Origin of the sequence: Limnohabitans sp. 103DPR2 (assembly GCF_001412575.1) — a bacterium.
Classification (GTDB): domain Bacteria; phylum Pseudomonadota; class Gammaproteobacteria; order Burkholderiales; family Burkholderiaceae_C; genus Limnohabitans_A.
In genome coordinates this window covers 2,097,159-2,115,843 of sequence record NZ_CP011834.1, presented here as the reverse complement: position 1 = coordinate 2,115,843, position 18,685 = coordinate 2,097,159, and the positions used below count along the sequence as shown (strand labels likewise).

Below are 18,685 nucleotides of genomic sequence, written 5' to 3'. Positions count from 1 at the left end.
ATGCCAAAGCGCTCCGACCTTAAAAGCATTCTCATCATTGGCGCTGGCCCCATCATCATTGGCCAGGCCTGTGAGTTCGACTACTCTGGCGTGCAAGCTTGTAAAGCTTTGCGCGAAGAGGGCTACAAAGTCATCTTGATCAACAGCAACCCTGCCACGATCATGACCGACCCCGCCACTGCGGACGTTACCTACATTGAACCTATCACTTGGCAAACGGTTGAGAAGATCATTGCCAAAGAGCGACCCGACGCCATCCTGCCCACCATGGGCGGCCAAACAGCGCTTAACTGTGCGCTAGATCTATGGCACAACGGCGTGCTCGACAAGTACAAAGTCGAGCTGATTGGCGCCACACCCGAAGCCATTGACAAAGCTGAAGATCGCTTGAAGTTCAAAGACGCCATGACCAAAATTGGTTTGGGCTCTGCGCGCTCGGGCATTGCCCACAGCATGGAAGAGGCGTGGGATGTTCAGCGCAAAGTGGGTTTCCCCACCGTCATTCGCCCTAGCTTTACCTTGGGCGGCACAGGCGGCGGTATTGCCTACAACCCAGAAGAATTCGAGACCATTTGCAAACGCGGTTTGGAGGCTTCTCCCACCAATGAACTTCTCATTGAAGAGTCTTTGTTGGGTTGGAAAGAGTACGAGATGGAAGTGGTTCGCGACAAGGCGGACAACTGCATCATCATCTGCTCCATCGAAAACTTAGACCCCATGGGTGTGCACACCGGCGACTCCATCACGGTTGCGCCTGCACAAACATTGACGGACAAAGAATACCAAATCATGCGAAATGCCAGCTTGGCAGTGCTGCGTGAAATTGGTGTTGACACCGGTGGTTCCAACGTTCAGTTCTCCATCAATCCCAAAGACGGCCGCATGGTGGTCATTGAGATGAACCCACGTGTGTCACGTTCCTCTGCATTGGCTTCTAAAGCAACAGGCTTCCCCATTGCCAAAGTGGCAGCCAAGTTGGCTGTGGGTTACACACTCGATGAATTGCGCAATGAAATTACAGGCGGCGCAACACCCGCCAGTTTCGAGCCCAGCATCGATTACGTGGTGACCAAGATTCCACGTTTTGCCTTCGAAAAATTCCCCACAGCCGACAGCCGCCTGACCACTCAGATGAAGTCGGTGGGCGAGGTGATGGCCATGGGCCGCACTTTCCAAGAATCTTTCCAGAAAGCCTTGCGTGGTTTGGAAGTGGGCGTCGATGGCTTGAACGAAAAAACACAAGACCGCGAAGTTCTTGAAAAAGAATTGGGCGAGCCAGGACCCGACCGCATTTGGTATGTGGGCGATGCTTTCGCCATGGGCCTGACGGTGGATGAAGTGTTCAACCTGACCAAAATTGACCCTTGGTTCTTGGTGCAAATTGAAGACATCGTCAAGATCGAACTTGAACTCGAAACCACCAACTTGAAAGCCATCACGGCAGACGAACTGCGCGCTTTGAAGAAAAAAGGTTTCTCAGATCGCCGCTTGGCCAAGTTGCTCAAAACAACCGAGCACGAAGTGCGTGCGCAGCGCCACGCCATGAATGTCCGCCCCGTTTACAAACGTGTGGACACTTGCGCGGCCGAGTTCTCTACCGACACGGCTTACATGTATTCCACTTACGAAGATGAGTGCGAAGCAGAACCCACCACCAACAAAAAGATCATGGTCTTGGGTGGCGGACCTAACCGAATTGGTCAGGGCATTGAGTTTGACTATTGCTGCGTGCACGCCGCTTTGGCCATGCGCGAAGATGGTTATGAAACCATCATGGTCAATTGCAACCCGGAAACCGTTTCAACCGACTACGACACGTCAGACCGCTTGTATTTCGAACCGCTGACGCTAGAGGACGTGCTTGAAATTGTGGACAAAGAAAAGCCCACCGGCGTGATCGTTCAATACGGTGGTCAAACACCTTTGAAATTGGCCCTCGGTTTGGAAGCGGCGGGCGTGCCCATCATCGGTACCAGCCCCGATATGATTGACGCCGCAGAAGACCGCGAGCGTTTCCAAAAATTGTTGCACGAATTGGGCTTGCGTCAGCCGCCCAATGCCACAGCGCGAACAGAACCAGAAGCTTTGGAAAAAGCCGCTGCCTTGGGTTACCCCTTGGTGGTTCGCCCCAGCTACGTGCTGGGTGGCCGTGCCATGGAAATTGTTCACGAGCAACGCGACCTCGAGCGCTACATGCGTGAAGCGGTCAAGGTTAGCAACGATTCACCCGTGCTGCTCGATCGCTTCTTGAACGACGCCATTGAGTGCGACGTTGATTGCTTGCGCGACCCCGAAGGTAAAACCTTTATTGGTGGCGTGATGGAACACATCGAACAAGCTGGCGTACACAGCGGTGACTCTGCTTGCTCTTTGCCCCCTTACAGCTTGAGCGCTGCCACTGTGGATGAACTCAAACGTCAATCCGCCGCCATGGCCGGTGCTTTGAATGTGGTGGGTTTGATGAACGTTCAGTTTGCCATTCAGCACGTCGATGGCAAAGATGTCATCTATGTGCTCGAAGTGAACCCCCGTGCATCACGCACGGTGCCATATGTTTCGAAAGCCACGGGCATTCAGTTGGCCAAAGTGGCCGCACGTTGCATGGCCGGTCAATCATTGGCATCGCAAGGCATCACCAAAGAAGTCACGCCCCCTTATTTCAGCGTCAAAGAAGCGGTGTTCCCGTTTGTGAAGTTCCCTGGCGTCGACACCATCTTGGGCCCAGAAATGAAGTCCACCGGTGAAGTGATGGGTGTGGGCAAAACCTTTGGCGAAGCCTTTGTGAAAAGTCAAATGGGCGCAGGTACCAAATTACCCAGAGAAGGTAAGGTATTTTTGACGGTGAAGAATGGTGACAAACCTCGTGCCGTTAAAGTTGCCCGTGATTTGGTGGCTTTGGGTTTCCAGATCTTTGCAACCAAAGGCACGGCTGCGGCCATCTCTGCTGAAGGCGTTACTGTTCAGGCAGTCAACAAAGTCACGGAGGGTCGTCCTCACATTGTGGACATGATCAAGAACAATGAAATTGCTTTGGTCATCAATACGGTTGAAGAGCGCCGCAATGCCATTGCAGATTCGCGTGTCATTCGCACTTCTGCTTTGCTGGCGCGCGTGACCACATTCACGACCATTGCTGGCGCTGAGGCTGCTGTTGAAGGCATGAAGTACATGGACAAACTGGATGTCATTTCTGTTCAAGAAATGCATGCCATGTTGACCGCTTAAGAAAAACTCGGAGACATTACGTGGCTACTATTCCAATTACCCTGCGCGGTGCTGAAAAGCTGAAGGCAGAGCTTCACCAATTGAAAACGGTGGAGCGTCCTTCAGTGATCAATGCCATTGCAGAAGCGCGCGCTCAAGGCGACTTGAGTGAGAACGCTGAATACGAAGCTGCCAAAGACCGTCAAGGTTTTGTGGAAGGTCGAATTCAAGAGGTTGAAGGCAAACTGTCTGCTGCGCAAATCATCGACCCTGCATCTGTCGATGCGGGTGGCCGTGTGGTGTTTGGTGCGACTGTTGAGTTGGAAGAAGAAAGCACTGGCGAAGTGGTTAAGTACCAAATCGTGGGTGAAGACGAGGCTGACCTCAAATTGGGCTTGATCAACATCAGCAGTCCGATTGCCCGTGCACTCATTGGCAAAGAAGAGGGTGATGTGGCCGTGGTGCAAGCACCGGGTGGCGAGAAACGTTACGAAATTGTGGCGGTGTCTTACATCTAAGTTCAGACTGACATGAACCGAAAAAAGGCGCTCTGTGGAGCGCCTTTTTTTATTCCTTCCAGTGATCAGCCACCCAAAGGGCAGGCTTGATGAATCTGAACTTTCGATTGCGTTTGCCGGCCAGGGCATCTGGCGGGTTGCATTCGCCGTGGAAAATCACAATGCGGGCATCTTTGGGAATGAAGGGCGCTGTCCAGTAATTGGTGGGCCATGCAGGGATGCTGTGGTACTTGAAACTGGGGCACCACTCAGCGGGCCAGTAAGCCAGCTTGCCTTGACGGTGCAAAAAGTCCGACAGATAGGCTTGTTCGTTTCTGAACTGTTTGCGAATGCTGTCAAAGTTGTTGCGGAAATACGCCAGCACATCGGGGTGTGCACCTAACTCGTATCTGTAAACAGAAGAGTTGCCCGTGATGCGCCAAGGCCGTTTGTAGTCATGGATGATCATGAAGTCACCGGGTGCTTCAAAAAAGCCATCCATGTTGCCCACGATCACCACATCCACATCCAAAAACAAAGCGGTACCTCGCAAGCCGTGCAGGTCTTGTGCAAAGGATGCTAATTTTGTCCAACCGCGTTCAGGAATGCCGGGCGGCAAATCCAATGCAGGGATAGGCAAGCACTGCACCTCACTGCGAATGCCATGGGCATCGTCGGTGAGGCACACCATGTTGAAATCGCCGGTCAGGTGCCTGCGCACCATGGCGTACAAACGGTTGACGTACTCGGGGCCGTACTTGGTGCCCCATTTCATGCAGATGATGTGGCGTTGAGCAGACTGCGCGGTCATGACTTAGGCTTGATTGCGCTTTTTGATCGACTTTTGCTTGACCTTGGCGCGCTTGACTTGACCGCCCGATGTCAGGCGTTGATTGCCCAAGACGCGCAATGTTTTGACTTCAGGGCGTTGGCCGCCGCGGCTGCTGTACTTCAAGACCTTAAAATCGCGGGGTCCGGCCATGCGGTCTTCTGAAACGGTTTTTTCCTTTTCAGGCACAGGGCGCCACAACACCAGCAATTTGCCAATGTGTTGAATGGGCGCAGCGTTAAGGTCTTCGGCCAGCTGGTTGAACATGGCTTCGCGGGCGGCACGATCGTCGCCTAGAACACGAATTTTGATCAAGCCGTGCGCCTTGAGGGCTGCGTCGGTTTCTTTGACAACGGCTGGCGTGAGGCCATCGTTGCCAACCATGACAACGGGGTCGAGGTGGTGCGCTTCGGCTCGGTGAACCTTGCGTTGAGCGGGAGTCAATTGAATTTGAGGCATGGCGCTATTATCCCTGCTTGAACGGAAGAACATGAAAGTAAAAACCAAAAGTAAAAAAGTCAATAAGTCGTGGTTGAACGACCACGTCAATGACCCCTACGTCAAATTGGCCAAAAAAGAGGGCTACAGGGCGAGGGCTGCCTACAAATTGAAGGAAATTGACGAAACCTTTGGCTTGATCAAACCGGGTAACCTGGTGGTGGATTTGGGGTCTGCCCCAGGGGCGTGGAGTCAATACGTGCGCCGACGCTTATCGCCCCAGGGGGCTGCCGCTGGTGACTTGAATGGCACCATTTTGGCGGTCGATTTGTTGCCAATGGAGCCCGTAGAGGGCGTTCACTTCATTCAGGGCGACTTCACGGATGCAGAGGTGCTGGCGCAGTTGCAGGCCATTGTGGGTGACCGTCCCGTTGATGTGGTGGTCTCTGACATGGCGCCCAATTTGTCGGGCATTGACTCTGTGGATGCGGCCCGAATTTCGCACCTCATTGAGCTGGCCGTTGAATTTGCCCAAATGCACCTCAAGCCCCAGGGCGCCTTGGTGGTCAAGGTGTTTCACGGAAGCGGCTACAGCCAATTGGTGAAGCTTTTCAAGGATTCTTTCAAGGTGGTCAAACCCATCAAACCCAAGGCCTCTCGAGACAAATCATCCGAGCAGTTTTTGGTGGGAATCGAGCCTAAAAACAGACCTGTTCCCCTGTGACTGTTGCTTCCACGGTGCGAGAGAACCAATTTCCCTGCACTTTTAAGGCTTAGTCAAGTGAAATTAGATGTTCTGGGCTTTCAAAAGCCTAGAATGAAGACCAATTAGACGTTTTGATGGGAGCTCTTCTTGAACAACCCCTGGTTTTCCAAGATTGCCGTATGGCTGGTGATTGGCATGGTGCTTTTCACCGTATTCAAACAATTTGACAACCGCACCGGTGCGGGATCTGGCTATTTGGGCTACTCCGACTTCCTCGAAGAAGTTCGCAGTAACCGCATCAAAACGGCCACCATCCAAGAAGGTCAAGGCGGCACAGAAATTGTGGCCACCACCACCGATGATCGCCGCATCAAAACAACTGCGACGTACCTCGACCGCGGCTTGGTGGGTGACCTCATTGCCAATGGCGTCAAGTTTGATGTGAAACCTCGCGAAGAGGGTTCCTTGCTGATGAGCTTGCTGGTCAGCTGGGGCCCCATGCTGCTCCTCATTGGTGTTTGGATTTATTTCATGCGCCAAATGCAGGGCGGCGGCAAAGGCGGGGCTTTCAGCTTTGGAAAAAGCAAAGCGCGCATGCTGGATGAAAACGCAAATCAAGTGACCTTTGCCGATGTGGCGGGTTGTGACGAAGCCAAAGAAGAAGTGAAAGAGGTTGTGGACTTCTTGAAAGATCCTCAACGCTTCCAAAAACTGGGTGGACGCATTCCGCGCGGTTTGCTGTTGGTCGGCCCTCCGGGTACCGGTAAAACCTTGCTGGCCAAGAGCATTGCAGGCGAAGCCAAAGTGCCTTTCTTCAGCATCTCGGGTTCAGACTTCGTTGAAATGTTCGTTGGTGTGGGTGCTGCCCGTGTTCGCGACATGTTTGAGAACGCCAAGAAAAATGCACCTTGTATCATCTTCGTGGACGAAATTGATGCTGTCGGCCGTCAGCGCGGCGCTGGCCTTGGCGGTGGCAATGACGAACGCGAACAAACCCTCAACCAAATGTTGGTTGAGATGGACGGATTTGAAACCAACTTAGGTGTCATTGTGGTGGCCGCTACCAATCGCCCCGACATCTTGGATGCTGCCTTGTTGCGCCCAGGTCGTTTTGACCGCCAGGTGTATGTCACTTTGCCGGACATCCGTGGCCGCGAGCAAATCTTGGCTGTGCACATGCGCAAAATCCCAATCGGCCAAGACATGAACCCTGGCGTCATTGCCCGCGGAACACCTGGCATGAGCGGTGCCGATTTGGCCAACCTCTGCAACGAAGCCGCCCTCATGGCTGCTCGCCGCAACGCTCGCGTTGTGGAAATGCAAGACTTCGAAAAAGCCAAAGACAAAATTCTGATGGGCCCAGAGCGCAAGAGCATGGTCATGCCTGAAGAAGAGCGTCGCAACACGGCTTATCATGAGTCGGGACACGCCCTCATTGGCAAGCTCTTGCCCAAGTGCGATCCTGTGCACAAGGTCACCATCATTCCTCGCGGCCGTGCCTTGGGCGTCACCATGAGCCTGCCTGAAAAAGACCGCTACAGCTACGACAGCGAATACATGTTGAACCAAATCAGCATGTTGTTTGGTGGTCGTATTGCTGAAGAAGTGTTCATGAAGCAAATGACCACAGGTGCCAGCAACGACTTTGAGCGTGCCACCCAAATTGCACGCGACATGGTGATGCGTTATGGCATGACCACAGCCCTTGGCCCCATGGTCTATGCTGAAAACGAAGGTGAAGTGTTCTTGGGACGTTCCGTCACCAAAACCACCAACATGTCAGAGTCGACCATGCAAAAGGTTGATTCCGAAGTTCGTCGCATCATCGATGAGCAATACAACTTGGCGCGCCGCTTGATTGAAGAAAACAGCGACAAGATGCATGCCATGGCCAAGGCTCTGTTGGAATGGGAAACCATCGATGTCACGCAGCTTGACGACATCATGGCTGGCCGCGAACCCACCGCGCCCAAAGACTGGACACCGCGCATTCCGCCCTCGGGCAATGACGATGCCGGCGGCACGCCAGCTGTCAAAACGGATCCTGAGCCCAACGCGGCCTGATCGTTCTTGATTTTCTACGGGGCTTCGGCCCCGTTCTTATTTTGAATCAACCTTAGCGCATGACGACCCCAGTTTGGCAAACCGCTCGATTCAGCATTGACCTGACCCAGCCCAAAGTCATGGCCATTGTGAATCTCACGCCCGATTCCTTTTCGGATGGGGGGCAGCACACGAATGTGAAACATGCGTTGGACCACGCGCAAACGATGTTGGCGCAAGGTGCAGACATCTTGGACATTGGTGGTGAATCTTCAAGGCCTGGCGCGCAGGCCGTTAGCGTGGAAGAAGAGCTGGCCCGTATCGTGCCCTTCATCAAAGAAGCCGTGAAATGGCAAGTGCCTTTGTCAGTGGACACCGCCAAGCCCGACGTGATGAAGGTGGTGTTGGACATAGGCGTTGACATCATCAACGACATCTGGGCCCTGCGCCAAGCGGGTGCTTTAGATGTGGTCGCCCAGCATGCAGGTTGCGGTGTTTGCCTGATGCACATGCACCGCGATCCTCAAACCATGTTCGAGCAACCCATGCAAGGTGATGCACTTCAGGAGGTCAAAGATTTTCTATCTCAAAGGCTGCAGGTCTTGTTAGCGCAGGGTGTCGATCCAAGCCGCATTGTCTTGGACCCCGGCGTTGGGTTTGGCAAAACTTTAGACCAAAACCTCAGCTTATTGACCCGGCAAGCTGAACTCCTGAGCTTGGGCCGTCCGGTGTTGGCGGGCTGGTCGCGCAAAGGCACACTGGGCAAGTTAACGGCAGTCAATGGTGTGATGCCAGAGCCTCACAACAGGGTGGGTGCCAGCGTAGGCGCTGCACTGATGGCTGTTCAAAATGGCGCTTCGCTTGTGCGTGTGCACGATGTTCTAGAAACCGTGCAAGCCTTGCGATTTTGGCAAGCTGCAAAGGCCTAAAATAAAGGCCACACTGCGCTGACAAGCAGGCCTTTAAAGTAGACAAACATGACACGACGGTATTTTGGAACAGACGGTATCCGAGGCACGGTGGGTCAAGCGCCCATCACGCCAGACTTTGTGATGCGCTTGGCACACGCCGTAGGACGTGTCTTGCGTCAGACCGAAAAACATCCTGTGGTGCTCATTGGCAAGGACACACGCATCTCGGGCTACATGCTAGAGAGTGCACTCGAGTCGGGGTTCAATTCTGCTGGCGTTGATGTTGTGTTGTTGGGGCCGGTGCCGACGCCTGCGGTGGCATACCTCACACGAGCCCAACGTGCATCATTGGGTGTCGTGATCAGTGCAAGTCACAACCCCTACGAAGACAACGGCATCAAATTTTTCAGCGCCAAAGGTGCCAAACTCAGTGACGAGTGGGAAACCAAGGTGGAAGCCTTGGTAGAAGAGCCACCAGTTTGGGTCGCCTCCGCAGAATTGGGCAAGGCCAAGCGCCTAGACGACGCGGCGGGTCGTTACATTGAATTTTGTAAGAGCACTTTCAGCAATGACTTTACCCTCAAGGGCATGAAAATTGTGGTGGATGCAGCCAACGGGGCCGCCTATCAAATTGCACCCAAGGTGTTTCATGAATTGGGTGCAGATGTCGTTGCGATTGGCTGCTCTCCTGATGGCCTGAACATCAACAAAGGCGTGGGCGCAACGCACCCCGAAGCCTTGGTGGCAGCCGTGAAGCAGCACGGCGCAGATTACGGCATCGCTTTGGATGGCGATGCCGACCGCCTTCAAGTGGTTGACAACACAGGCCGCTTGTACAACGGCGATGAGTTGCTTTATTTGATGGTCAGCGATCGCATTGCACGCGATGAAGTTGTGCCTGGCGTGGTGGGCACCCTCATGACCAACATGGCCGTTGAAGTGGCATTGAAACGCAAGGGCATCGAATTCATTCGAAGCAAAGTCGGCGACCGATACGTCTTAGAAGCGCTGCTTGAAAAGTCTTGGTTACTGGGCGGTGAGGGTTCAGGTCACTTATTGGCATTGGACAAGCACACCACGGGCGATGGCCTGATCAGTGCGCTGCAAGTTTTGCAAGCCTGCGTCGCTACGGGGCAGACCATGTCGCAATTGTTGGCCGAAGTCACTTTGTTCCCTCAGGTGCTGATCAATGTGCGCATTGCCAAAGACCAGAACTGGAAAGACAGTCCTCAATTGGCTGCAGCCATTCAAACTGTGGAGGCTGAGTTGGCCGATACGGGGCGTGTGCTCATTCGTGCCAGTGGTACAGAGCCTTTGGTCCGTGTGATGGTGGAGGCCAAAGATCTCGACTTGGCGCAGCGCTGTGCAGAAAAAATAGCGGCAACCCTGCGTTAATAAATCAAGCGCTCGGGTTTGATTTCTTGCAGGATGGTGGTGGCGATTTCTTCAATCGATTTGTGCGTGGTTGAAAGCCACCGGATGCCAGACCTGCGCATCATGGATTCCGCATCGGCCACTTCTTGAATGCAGTTTTGCAAGCTGGCGTATTTGGAGTTAGGGCGTCTTTCACTCCGAATCTCTGACAAACGCTCAGGGTGAATGGTGAGTCCAAAAATCTTTTTCCGGTGGGGCACCAATGCAGGGGGCAATTGCTTGCGTTCAAAGTCTTCCGGAATGAGGGGGTAATTGGCTGCCTTCAGGCCGTGCTGCATGGCCAGGTAAAGGCTGGTTGGTGTTTTGCCACTGCGGCTGACGCCCACCAAGATCACTTCAGCAGACTCCAGGTCCCGGCTGGTTTGGCCATCGTCGTGAGACAAAGAGAAGTTGATGGCCTCGATGCGGTCGTGGTATTCCTTGCTTTTACTGACATCTGAAAAGCGCCCCACCCGGTGGTGCGACTTCAAGCCCAGTTCTTGCTCAAGTGGGTTCACAAAGGTGCCAAACATGTCCAAAAGCATGCCTTTGCAACCGGCCCGAATGACATCCAAGACCTCCATATTGACCAAAGTGGTGAACACAATGGGCTTGATGTTCTCAATTTCAGCCGTGTGATTGATTTGCCTGACGGCCTGGTGTGCCTTGTCTGCGGAGTCCACGAAAGGCAGTCTGACATGCCTTGTTTTCATCTCAAACTGGGCCAAGATGGCGTTGCCAAAGGTTTCGGCCGTGATTCCAGTGCCGTCGGAGATGAAAAATACGGTTCTATGGGGCATTGTTGAAATTCTAAGGTTGGAGGAGGGGCGTTGCGTCCTAAAATCACATCCATTATCTACCGCCTGCTGGCGCTCAAGAATCAAATCTAACAACAACCAAGATTCTGAGAGTTGGTTCAGGCTGCACTGCCGATTTTTTAACTTTGGAGCTTTTATGTCTAACCTTTTTGCAAAGGACGCCTTGGTCGTTCCCTTTGAGCAACTTCGAATGACGGACGTCGAGTCTGTGGGCGGTAAAAACGCCAGCTTGGGTGAGATGATTTCTCAGTTGCCAGGCGGTGTTCGCGTGCCTACAGGTTTTGCCACCACCGCTTTTGCTTTTCGTGCTTTTTTGAAGCACGACGGTTTGGTTGACCGCATCAACCAAAAACTGGACGCCTTGGACGTTGAGGACGTCCGCGCATTGGCAACGGTTGGCGCAGAAATTCGTGCCATGGTCGAAGCCCAGCCTTTTCCGGCCGATTTGGAAAAAGCCATTCGCGACCAATTTGCAGAGCTGAGCGCGGGCAATGCGCAAGCTTCTTTTGCGGTTCGTTCTTCAGCGACAGCAGAAGATTTGCCTGATGCTTCTTTTGCAGGTCAGCAAGAAACCTTCCTCAATGTGGTTGGTATTGAAGACGTGTTGCACAAAATGAAAGAGGTGTTTGCGTCCCTCTACAACGACCGCGCGATCAGTTATCGCGTGCACAAAGGATTTGCGCACGCCGAGGTGGCATTGTCAGCAGGTGTGCAGCGCATGGTTCGCTCCGACTTGGGCGCTGCCGGCGTGATGTTCACCATCGACACAGAAACTGGTTTTGAAGATGTTGTTTTCATCACGTCCAGTTACGGCTTGGGTGAGACGGTGGTGCAGGGTGCGGTGAACCCCGACGAGTTTTATGTTCACAAGCCCATGTTGGCCGCTGGAAAAAATGCTGTCATTCGTCGCAACCTTGGTTCTAAATTGATCCAGATGGTTTTCTCAACGCCTGAAGAAAAGGCCAGCTCAGGCAATTTGGTCAAAACGGTTGACGTTGGCATGGAGCTGCGCAACCGTTATTCCCTTAGCGATGCAGACATCACCCAGTTGGCGCAATACGCCATGGTCATTGAGAAACACTATGGCCGCCCAATGGACATTGAGTGGGGCAAAGATGGCACGGATGGCCTCTTGTACATCTTGCAAGCGCGTCCAGAGACTGTCAAAAGCCAGTCCAAAGGTACCGCAGAGTTGCGCTACAAACTCAAAGGCAAGGGCGCCGTATTGGCAGAAGGCCGTGCCATTGGTCAGAAAATTGGCACGGGCCCTGTTCGGTTGGTTCACAGCATTGCCGAAATGGACCAAGTTCAACCTGGCGATGTGCTGGTCACCGACATGACGGATCCCAATTGGGAGCCGGTCATGAAACGCGCCAGTGCCATTGTGACCAATCGCGGCGGCCGTACTTGCCACGCTGCCATCATTGCGCGCGAGTTGGGCATTCCTGCTGTGGTCGGTTGCGGTCACGCTACCGAGCAATTGAAAGATGGTACCTTGGTCACGGTCAGTTGCGCTGAGGGTGACACAGGACACATTTACGACGGACTGTTGGAGATGGAAGTGACCGAGGTGTCACGCGGTACCATGCCTGAGATTGCCACCAAAATCATGATGAACGTGGGCAACCCGCAATTGGCATTTGACTTTGCGCAATTGCCCAATCAGGGTGTGGGCTTGGCGCGTTTGGAGTTCATCATCAACAACAACATTGGTGTGCATCCCAAAGCCATTTTGGATTACCCCAACATTGATGCCGACTTGAAGAAGGCTGTTGAATCTGTGGCACGTGGCCATGCATCACCCAAAGCTTTTTACATCGACAAAGTGACAGAAGGCGTGGCCAGCATTGCTGCTGCGTTCTGGCCCAAGCCTGTGATTGTTCGCCTGTCCGATTTCAAGAGTAACGAATACAGAAAACTCATTGGTGGCAGCCGATACGAGCCAGAAGAAGAAAATCCCATGCTGGGTTTCCGAGGCGCAGCGCGTTACATCAGTGAAGATTTTGGAGAAGCCTTTGCGATGGAGTGCGAAGCCATCAAACGCGTTCGAGGCGAGATGGGTTTGACCAATGTGCAAGTGATGGTGCCCTTCGTGCGCACTTTGGGTCAAGCCGATCGCGTCACACAATTGTTGGCCAAGCATGGGCTCAAGCGGGGCCAAGACGATCTCAAAGTCATCATGATGTGTGAAGTACCCAGCAACGCCATCTTGGCCGACAAGTTCCTCGAGTACTTCGATGGCTTCTCCATTGGCTCCAACGACCTTACCCAACTCACTTTGGGCCTGGACCGTGATTCGGGCTTGGAGTTGTTAGCGCTTGACTTTGATGAACGTGACTTGGCCGTGCAAACGCTCATTGCGCAAGCCATCAAGGCTTGCTTGAGTCAAGGCAAGTACGTGGGCATTTGCGGTCAAGGACCTAGTGACCATCCCGACTTCGCTAAATGGTTGATGGCGCAAGGCATCAGTTCAATTTCTTTGAATCCTGATACGGTGGTTGAAACCTGGACGCAACTCGGAAAAGCCGATTGAATTCAATCACGTCCTTTCAGAAGAAGTACGCCATTTACAAATGGCGTTTGCATCGCAATGTTCTGTTGTTCCTTGCTTTGCTGCTGAGTCTGATTGGCGTGATGGGTTATGCGGAGCATGAGGGTCTTTCAAGGAATTTGATTGGCCCCATTTTTTTGTTCTCAACCGTGATGCTGTATGCGTTGATTGGTGTGGCGGGCCGCACCACCAACGCTGAAGAATATTACGTTGCGGGCCGCCGCATTCCCGCTTTCTACAACGGCATGGCCACTGCAGCTGATTGGATGAGCGCGGCTTCCTTCATTAGCTTGGCGGGTGCGTTGTATTTGCAGGGCTTTTCGGGTAGCGGTGGTCAAGCAGGTGGCTTGGCTTACGTGATGGGATGGACCGGCGGTTTTTGTTTGGTGGCTCTGTTGATCGCGCCGCATTTGCGCGCCATGAATTTGTACACCTTGCCTGATTTTTTCAGCCAACGCTATGGTGGAAGGTGGCCACGGTTGTTGGCGGCATGGGCTGCAATTTTGTGTTCCTTTACCTACGTTGTGGCGCAAATTTATGGCATTGGCTTGATCGCTTCGCGATTGACTGGCGTGCAGTTTGAAATAGGCATTTTGTTAGGTCTAGGCGGCGTCTTGTTGTGTTCGTTCTTAGGCGGCATGCGGGCCATCACTTGGACCCAAGTTGCGCAGTACATGATTTTGCTGATGGCATTTCTAATTCCAGTTTCATGGCTGGCTTATCAACAGTTGGGCACACCCCTGGCACCCCTTGCATACAGTGCACAGTTGTCAAAAATTACGGAGCTTGAACAACGCCTGATTTCTGATCCCGCTGAGGTTGCCGTTCGCCAAGAGTTCCAGCTTCGGGCTGAAGCCTACAAAGCACGTCTGGTCAATGTTGAGCAATCTTTGCTGCAAGAACGACAAGTCTTGACCCAAAGGGTGAGTGATTTGAAATTGCAAAATGCAGAGTTCTCACTGATTGCACAGGCTCGTCGCGAGCTCCAAGCGCTGCCGCAGAATGCAGTGACAGCCAAAGAAACATGGCAACGCGCCATGAATGAAAATGCCGAAAGAGCCAAACCGCTAGGCGGCATGCCTTTGCATGGTTCGGCATTTCAGGGTGATCCCCATGGCACGGCGCAAGAACAAAATGTGTTCAACCAATCGCGTCTCAATTTTGTGGCGCTTATCTTTTGCTTGATGGCTGGAACGGCTGGCTTGCCCCACCTGTTGACACGTTTCTATACAGTGCCCAACGAGGCTGAAGCCAGGCTGTCGGTGGCTTGGTCGCTTTTCTTCATTGCCATTTTGTACCTGAGTGCCCCCGCCTTGGCTGTGCTCGTCAAATTTGAAGTGATGAACAATTTGGTGGGCAGTCGTTTTTCAGAACTGCCGAATTGGCTTGCGCAATGGTCTCGCGTGGACAGCGCTTTGGTCGAGGTGGCCGATGTCAACCTCGATGGCATCTTGCAATTTGGTGAATTGAAGTTGGGTGCTGACGTGGTGATGCTGGCAAGTCCTGAAATGGCCGGCTTGCCCTATGTCATTTCTGGTCTTGTGGCAGCAGGCGGATTTGCCGCAGCCCTGTCCACCGCAGACGGTTTGTTGCTGACCATCAGCAATGCTTTTGTGCATGACATGCGCCTTGGCACCAAAAACGGCGTGGAAACTGCAGAGGGCAGGGTGATCTTGTCCAAATTTGCGCTGTTGGCGGTGGCCATGTCAGCCGCATTGGTGGCGGCGTGGAAGCCCGCTGAAATCCTTGCGCTGGTTTCAGCCTCCTTCTCGCTGGCTGCCTCTGCTTTCTTTCCCGGCATGGTGATGGGCATTTTTTGGAAGCGAACCAGCCGTCAAGCAGTTGTTTTGGGCATGTTGACGGGCTTGGGGGTGACCATGACTTACATGATCTTCAATGCCCCCTCGGTAAGGGTGTTATGGGGTTTGACACCTTTTGGGGGCATGGTTGGCGGTATTCAACCCATTTCAGCGGGAATTTTGGGGGTGCCTGTGGGTTTCTTGGTGATTTGGCTGGCAAGTTGGGTGTGGCCACATGTCGAGTCCTCTGGCGATACGTCTCCTGAGCGTTCAGATAACCCCTTTCCAGGGCTCTAAAACCTGGGCTATAATTGCGGACTGACCTTGCTGCACCCCGTCCGACGCTGGGGGTAGCTTTTTTCAAATACCTTCAAGGTAAAACCCAAAAGGAGTCTCAATGCGTCATTACGAAATCATTTTGCTGATTCATCCGGATCAGAGCGAACAAGTTCCAGCCATGCTGGAGCGTTACAAAGGCATGATCGTTGCCGGCGGTGGCAAGATTCACCGTGTCGAAGACTGGGGTCGCCGCCAGTTGGCCTACCAAATCAACAAGTTGGGCAAAGCCCACTACTTGTGCGTGAACATTGAAGCTGATCAGGCTGTGATGGCCGAACTCGAACACGCCTTCAAGTTCAACGATGCCGTTTTGCGTCACATGACTGTTCTGAAGAAGAAAGCCGAAACAGGCCCATCTTCCATGATGAAACAAGTCGAGCGCGAAGAAGCTCGTAAAGCCCAACAAGCCGAATTTGCAGGCTAATCACATTTGTCGTCGGGAGTGACAGAACAAAATCACGTTGAATTGACCGCTGGTATCGCAGAGCAAAAAGCAATTCGATACACACCGGCTGGCTTGCCAGTCATTGACTTGGTCCTAGAGCACAGCTCAAGCATTCAAGAAGCGGGAACTCTCAGACAGGTCAAAGCCACAGTCAAGGCTGTCGCCATCGGATCTGTTGCAGAGCGAATTCAAACCCAGCCTATTGGCAGCGTTTGGAGATTCAGCGGTTTTTTGGCCACCCCCAAAAACGGAAAAAATGTGATTCTGCATATTCAAGAATTCAAGACACTTTAATTTTCAGGAGGCCCCATGGCCACTTTCAAAAAATTCAACAAAGACAAGCGCCCTAAGCGCAACACCCAGTCATTGCTGTTCAAGCGCAAGCGTTTCTGCCGCTTCACAGTCACAGGCGTGGAAGAGATTGATTACAAAGACGTCGACACATTGCGCGACTTCATCGCCGAAAACGGCAAAATCATCCCCGCACGTTTGACAGGCACACGCGCTATTTATCAGCGCCAATTGAACACAGCCATCAAGCGCGCTCGCTTCTTGGCCATGTTGCCTTACAGCGACCAGCACAAAGTTTAAGGAGAACAACCATGCAAATTATTCTGCTCGATAAGGTTGTGAACCTTGGCAATTTGGGTGAAATCGTTAAAGTTAAAGACGGTTACGCTCGCAATTTCTTGATCCCCAGCGGTCGTGCACGTCGCGCCACTGAAGCCAACAAGGCCGAGTTCGAAGCACGCCGTGCCGAACTGGAAAAAGCAGCAGCTGCCAAATTGGCCGAAGCACAAGCTCAAGGCGAAAAATTGGCTGGCGCAGTGGTTAAGATCACTCAGAAAGCTGGCGTTGACGGTCGTTTGTTTGGCTCTGTCACCAACCACGACATCGCTGAAGAGTTGAACAAATCTGGCTATGGCTTGTCCAAAGCTCAGATCCGTATGCCTAACGGCCCGATCAAAACGGTGAGCGAATCTTCCGTGGCTGTGGCATTGCACACTGACGTGGTGGTGGAAGTGACTGTTTCTGTTTACGGCGAAACAGCTTAATTACCAAGCGCTTCAAAAAGCCGCCTGTCGCATGACTGGCGGCTTTTTTCTTTTCTGCCAGAATTTCTTATTTATTCACAAGACTTTCTGCACTTACCAACGACTTATCCACAGGCTTGTCCCATGACCAAGTGCCGATCCGTGCGTAAGATCGAGCATTCAATTTAGAACGTCCATGTCAGCACTTTTCCCTCCACAGTCGCACTCAGAATCCGAGTTGGGTTTTTCAGCCCCTACCCAAGATCAACAGATCGCGCAACTTCGAGTTCCACCCCATTCCATTGAAGCAGAGTCCAGCGTTTTAGGCGGCTTGCTGCTCGACAACAGCGCATGGGATCGCATGGGAGATTTGTTGTCGGAAAATGATTTTTATCGACATGAACACAAGCTGATCTTCAGTGCCATTTCGAGCTTGATCAATGGCTCCAAACCAGCAGATGTCATTACCGTCTTTGAGCAATTGCAAAATCAAGGCAAAGCCGAAGGCATGGGCGGTTTAGGTTATTTGAATTCTTTGGCGCAATACGTGCCCAGTGCCAGCAACATTCGGCGCTATGCAGAAATTGTTCGCGAGCGTTCCATCTTGCGTAAATTGGTCACTGCCAGCGATGAAATTGCCACCAATGCGTTCAGCCCACAGGGTCGTGCGGTTGAAAAAATCTTAGACGAGGCTGAGCAAAAAATCTTCAACATCGGTGAAGAGGGCTCACGCATGAAACAGGGCTTTCAGTCCATGGACACCTTGGTGGTGGACCTGATGGACCGTGTCCAAGAGATGGCTGACAACCCCAATGACATTACCGGTGTCCCCACAGGTTTCTACGATCTCGACCGCATGACTTCGGGCTTGCAAGCGGGCGATTTGGTGGTGTTGGCGGCGCGTCCCTCTATGGGTAAGACGGCTTTCGCGATCAACATTGCGGAGCATGTGGCTTTGAATGAAGGCTTGCCAGTTGCTGTCTTTTCAATGGAGATGGGCGCGGCTCAATTGGCTGTGCGTGTGGTCGGCTCGATTGGCCGGATTGACCAAGGTCACCTGCGTACAGGCAAATTGACCGATGAAGAGTGGCCTCGGCTGACAGATGCCATTGAGCGCTTGCGTACGGTGTCGTTGCACATCGATGAAACACCAGGCTTAACGCCTAGCGAACTTCGCGCCAATGCCAGGCGCCTGGCACGAAAGTGCGGCAAGCTAGGTTTGATTGTGGTGGATTATTTGCAACTCATGAGTGGTTCGTCCGGTGGTGATGGCGACAACCGTGCAACAGAGTTGGGTGAAATCTCACGCGGTTTGAAGATGCTTGCCAAAGAACTGCAGTGCCCAGTGATTGCTTTGTCGCAGTTGAATCGAGGCGTCGAGCAGCGAACCGACAAGCGGCCCATGATGAGTGACCTGCGCGAGTCGGGTGCCATTGAGCAAGATGCAGACATCATCATGTTCATTTACCGCGACGACTATTACAACAAAGACTCCAAAGACCCAGGGACTGCCGAAATCATCATCGGCAAGCAGCGAAACGGCCCAACAGGCGCCGTTCGCCTGACGTTCTTGAAACCGCTCACTCGCTTTGAGAGTTTGGCCTCAGGCGGTGACAGTGGCGATTATTAAAATCGCTGCCCTCATTCACCCATGAAGA

Annotated in this window: 16 protein-coding genes; 13 read left to right on the top strand and 3 right to left on the bottom strand. The window is 52.8% G+C overall.

Annotated features, from left to right (window positions below; translation table 11 throughout):
* Window positions 1-3,225: a carbamoyl-phosphate synthase large subunit gene (carB, locus tag L103DPR2_RS10175; RefSeq protein WP_055360992.1), complete on the top strand. Its 3,225-nt coding sequence runs from the start codon at window positions 1-3 to the stop codon at window positions 3,223-3,225.
* A gap of 20 nt (window positions 3,226-3,245) precedes the next feature.
* Window positions 3,246-3,722 carry a transcription elongation factor GreA gene (gene greA, locus L103DPR2_RS10170; protein ID WP_055360991.1) on the top strand — a complete coding sequence of 159 codons (477 nt, stop codon included), beginning with the start codon at window positions 3,246-3,248 and terminating at the stop codon, window positions 3,720-3,722.
* 49 nt (window positions 3,723-3,771) lie between these two features.
* Here the strand turns inward: greA and L103DPR2_RS10165 are convergent, their stop codons facing one another.
* Window positions 3,772-4,512 (bottom strand): hypothetical protein, encoded by a 741-nt coding sequence (locus tag L103DPR2_RS10165; RefSeq protein ID WP_055360990.1) that lies wholly within the window; start codon window positions 4,510-4,512, stop codon window positions 3,772-3,774.
* Between the two features lie 3 nt (window positions 4,513-4,515).
* Window positions 4,516-4,989, bottom strand: coding sequence for a YhbY family RNA-binding protein (locus L103DPR2_RS10160; RefSeq protein ID WP_055360989.1), 474 nt, complete (start codon window positions 4,987-4,989; stop codon window positions 4,516-4,518).
* 31 nt (window positions 4,990-5,020) lie between these two features.
* Here L103DPR2_RS10160 and L103DPR2_RS10155 point away from each other — a divergent pair, with 31 nt between their 5' ends.
* The 4 genes from L103DPR2_RS10155 (at window position 5,021) to glmM (ending at window position 10,023) form a co-directional block, all read left to right on the top strand.
* Window positions 5,021-5,692, top strand: a complete 672-nt coding sequence (locus L103DPR2_RS10155; RefSeq protein ID WP_055360988.1) for an RlmE family RNA methyltransferase — start codon at window positions 5,021-5,023, stop codon at window positions 5,690-5,692.
* A 129-nt stretch (window positions 5,693-5,821) separates the two neighbouring features.
* The gene (gene ftsH, locus L103DPR2_RS10150; protein WP_055360987.1) at window positions 5,822-7,738 is read left to right on the top strand and encodes an ATP-dependent zinc metalloprotease FtsH; all 1,917 of its coding nucleotides are present in this window, start codon (window positions 5,822-5,824) and stop codon (window positions 7,736-7,738) included.
* A gap of 59 nt (window positions 7,739-7,797) precedes the next feature.
* On the top strand, window positions 7,798-8,646 hold the full coding sequence (gene folP, locus L103DPR2_RS10145) for a dihydropteroate synthase (RefSeq protein ID WP_055360986.1): 849 nt from the start codon (window positions 7,798-7,800) through the stop codon (window positions 8,644-8,646).
* Window positions 8,647-8,694: 48 nt separating this feature from the next.
* Window positions 8,695-10,023 carry a phosphoglucosamine mutase gene (gene glmM, locus L103DPR2_RS10140; RefSeq protein WP_055360985.1) on the top strand — a complete coding sequence of 443 codons (1,329 nt, stop codon included), beginning with the start codon at window positions 8,695-8,697 and terminating at the stop codon, window positions 10,021-10,023.
* Here glmM and ppsR read toward each other — a convergent pair.
* The gene (gene ppsR / locus L103DPR2_RS10135) at window positions 10,020-10,841 is read right to left on the bottom strand and encodes a posphoenolpyruvate synthetase regulatory kinase/phosphorylase PpsR (protein WP_055360984.1); all 822 of its coding nucleotides are present in this window, start codon (window positions 10,839-10,841) and stop codon (window positions 10,020-10,022) included. The two genes, glmM and ppsR, sit on opposite strands and share 4 nt — an antisense overlap.
* Before the next feature lie 154 nt (window positions 10,842-10,995).
* On the opposite strand from ppsR, the gene ppsA reads away from it, so the two are divergent.
* The 7 genes from ppsA (at window position 10,996) to dnaB (ending at window position 18,657) form a co-directional block, all read left to right on the top strand.
* Window positions 10,996-13,392 carry a phosphoenolpyruvate synthase gene (gene ppsA / locus L103DPR2_RS10130; protein ID WP_055360983.1) on the top strand — a complete coding sequence of 799 codons (2,397 nt, stop codon included), beginning with the start codon at window positions 10,996-10,998 and terminating at the stop codon, window positions 13,390-13,392.
* Window positions 13,389-15,506 (top strand): VC_2705 family sodium/solute symporter, encoded by a 2,118-nt coding sequence (locus tag L103DPR2_RS10125; protein WP_231717623.1) that lies wholly within the window; start codon window positions 13,389-13,391, stop codon window positions 15,504-15,506. The genes ppsA and L103DPR2_RS10125 overlap by 4 nt, the downstream gene beginning before the upstream one ends.
* 100 nt (window positions 15,507-15,606) lie before the next feature.
* Window positions 15,607-15,972, top strand: coding sequence for a 30S ribosomal protein S6 (gene rpsF, locus L103DPR2_RS10120; protein ID WP_055360982.1), 366 nt, complete (start codon window positions 15,607-15,609; stop codon window positions 15,970-15,972).
* An 18-nt stretch (window positions 15,973-15,990) separates the two neighbouring features.
* Entirely contained in the window at window positions 15,991-16,287 is a 297-nt protein-coding gene (priB, locus tag L103DPR2_RS10115; RefSeq protein WP_231717622.1) for a primosomal replication protein N, read from the top strand.
* A gap of 15 nt (window positions 16,288-16,302) precedes the next feature.
* A complete protein-coding gene (rpsR, locus tag L103DPR2_RS10110; protein ID WP_055360980.1) occupies window positions 16,303-16,584 on the top strand; it encodes a 30S ribosomal protein S18 in 282 nt (93 codons plus the stop codon).
* A gap of 11 nt (window positions 16,585-16,595) precedes the next feature.
* Window positions 16,596-17,048: a 50S ribosomal protein L9 gene (gene rplI, locus L103DPR2_RS10105; protein ID WP_055360979.1), complete on the top strand. Its 453-nt coding sequence runs from the start codon at window positions 16,596-16,598 to the stop codon at window positions 17,046-17,048.
* Between the two features lie 175 nt (window positions 17,049-17,223).
* Entirely contained in the window at window positions 17,224-18,657 is a 1,434-nt protein-coding gene (dnaB, locus tag L103DPR2_RS10100; protein ID WP_055360978.1) for a replicative DNA helicase, read from the top strand.
* Window positions 18,658-18,685: the final 28 nt, after the last annotated feature.

Coding starts and splice junctions, on each gene's coding strand:
- carB (WP_055360992.1), top strand. CDS start 1: ATGCCAAAGCGCTCCGACCTTAAAAGCATTCTCATCATTGGCGCTGGC.
- L103DPR2_RS10165 (WP_055360990.1), bottom strand. CDS start 4,512: ATGACCGCGCAGTCTGCTCAACGCCACATCATCTGCATGAAATGGGGC.
- L103DPR2_RS10160 (WP_055360989.1), bottom strand. CDS start 4,989: ATGCCTCAAATTCAATTGACTCCCGCTCAACGCAAGGTTCACCGAGCC.
- L103DPR2_RS10155 (WP_055360988.1), top strand. CDS start 5,021: ATGAAAGTAAAAACCAAAAGTAAAAAAGTCAATAAGTCGTGGTTGAAC.
- folP (WP_055360986.1), top strand. CDS start 7,798: ATGACGACCCCAGTTTGGCAAACCGCTCGATTCAGCATTGACCTGACC.
- glmM (WP_055360985.1), top strand. CDS start 8,695: ATGACACGACGGTATTTTGGAACAGACGGTATCCGAGGCACGGTGGGT.
- ppsR (WP_055360984.1), bottom strand. CDS start 10,841: ATGCCCCATAGAACCGTATTTTTCATCTCCGACGGCACTGGAATCACG.
- ppsA (WP_055360983.1), top strand. CDS start 10,996: ATGTCTAACCTTTTTGCAAAGGACGCCTTGGTCGTTCCCTTTGAGCAA.
- rpsF (WP_055360982.1), top strand. CDS start 15,607: ATGCGTCATTACGAAATCATTTTGCTGATTCATCCGGATCAGAGCGAA.
- rpsR (WP_055360980.1), top strand. CDS start 16,303: ATGGCCACTTTCAAAAAATTCAACAAAGACAAGCGCCCTAAGCGCAAC.
- rplI (WP_055360979.1), top strand. CDS start 16,596: ATGCAAATTATTCTGCTCGATAAGGTTGTGAACCTTGGCAATTTGGGT.
- dnaB (WP_055360978.1), top strand. CDS start 17,224: ATGTCAGCACTTTTCCCTCCACAGTCGCACTCAGAATCCGAGTTGGGT.